At 59.7% G+C, this 1,543-nt stretch carries 1 protein-coding gene; it reads left to right on the top strand.

Going from position 1 to position 1,543, the window contains the following annotated elements; translation table 11 throughout:
* Positions 1-317: 317 nt before the first annotated feature.
* A partial coding sequence (locus FHT29_RS34260) for an MCP four helix bundle domain-containing protein (RefSeq protein WP_168601192.1) occupies positions 318-1,543 on the top strand: 1,226 nt, incomplete at its 3' end.

The raw sequence follows: 1,543 nt of genomic DNA, 5'->3' as shown, positions 1-1,543 counted from the left end.
CCGGCTGCCCGCGCCGACAACAGCGTCGCCGCGCAGCAGGCCCGCCTCAAGGGCTTCTCCCTCGACATGTCCATGGGTGGGCCTGACGCCGATGACAATGACTTTCGCCAGAGCGCCTGAGCGGCTGGCTGACATCAACAAGATCTGGCGCCGGAAGGCGCCGGATCAAAGGCTGGCGGATGGTATCGCAGGCCTCAAGAACCGGTTCAGGTTCGCGGAAGGGTGAATGTATCGGTCTTCGCGCATCAAGACGGTCTCCGTCTGACTTATTCGACCTTCAATCATCGGACCTCTCCATCCCCAGGAGTCTTTTAGAGATGCGCTTTACCATCAAATTCAAACTGGCCTTCGCCTTCGGCCTTCTGATCGTGCTGTCAACCGGGATGTCGGTCCTGGCGATCATGAGCCTGTCCTCCCTCAATTCGGCCATTACGAACATCATCCAAGGCCCGGCTGCCAGTCTGCGCAATTCCGGCGATCTTTCCAGCGCCGTGCTCGATGCGATCCGCAACGAAAAGAACGCCATCCTCAACAACGATCCGCAGGCGATCAGCGGCTATATCGATGAAGTTCATGCAAAAGAGGTAACGATCGAGCAGATCGCACAGAAACTATCCCAGAGCGCTAACGAGGAGGTTGCCAGCAAGAGCGCGGAATTCCTGAAGCAGCTTCCGGCCTGGAAGCAAATTGACGACCAGGTCCTTAAGCTTGCCGTCGAAAATACGGAGGAAAGCAACCGCAAGGCAGGAGAGCTCTCCATGGGCGAGGGGCGCAAGGCAAGCGCGGTTCTTCTGGATGCCGTCAACGCTGTCAACAAGGCGATCGTCGCCGATCTGCATCAAACCGACGAGTCGACCAATGAACAATATGCCTTCGCGCGAAACCTTCTGCTCGCCTCGCTGGCCGTCATGTTCGTGCTCTCGACTGCCATCGCCCTCTGGATCGCGCTCGGCATCAACAACGGCCTGAAGAAGATCCAGGCGGTTGCCGAAGGCGTCGCCATCGGCGATCTCAACCAGAATATCGAGATCAAGACCAACGACGAAATCAAGGACCTCGTCGACACCATCAATGTCATGACCGGAAACCTGCGCAACACCGCAACGATCGCGGACCTGATCGCCAACGGCGACCTGACGGTGAAGCCGAAGCCGATGTCGGACAAGGATACACTCGGGATGTCGCTCGAGTCGATGGTCGAGCGGTTACGTGGTGTCGTCACCGATGCGCTGTCTGCCTCCGACAACGTATCATCGGGCAGCCAGCAGTTGTCGGCCGGGTCCGAGCAGCTCTCGCAGGGTGCCACCGAACAGGCCTCCTCTGCCGAAGAGGCCTCGGCCTCGATGGAGGAGATGGCCGCCAACATCAAGCAGAACGCCGACAATGCCGCCCAGACGGAAAAGATCGCCCGCCAGTCCGCCAGGGATGCCGAGGTCAGCGGCCAGGCTGTCGACCGCGCCGTCAACGCCATGCGCACCATCGCCGAGAAGATTTCCATCGTTCAGGAAATCGCGCGCCAGACCGACCTGCTCGCCCTCAACGC

Source organism: Rhizobium sp. SG741 (assembly GCF_012275435.1).
GTDB classification, from domain to species: domain Bacteria; phylum Pseudomonadota; class Alphaproteobacteria; order Rhizobiales; family Rhizobiaceae; genus Rhizobium; species Rhizobium lusitanum.
Note: the sequence above shows the minus strand (reverse complement) of the source record. Positions and strands in the feature narration are given on the sequence as shown.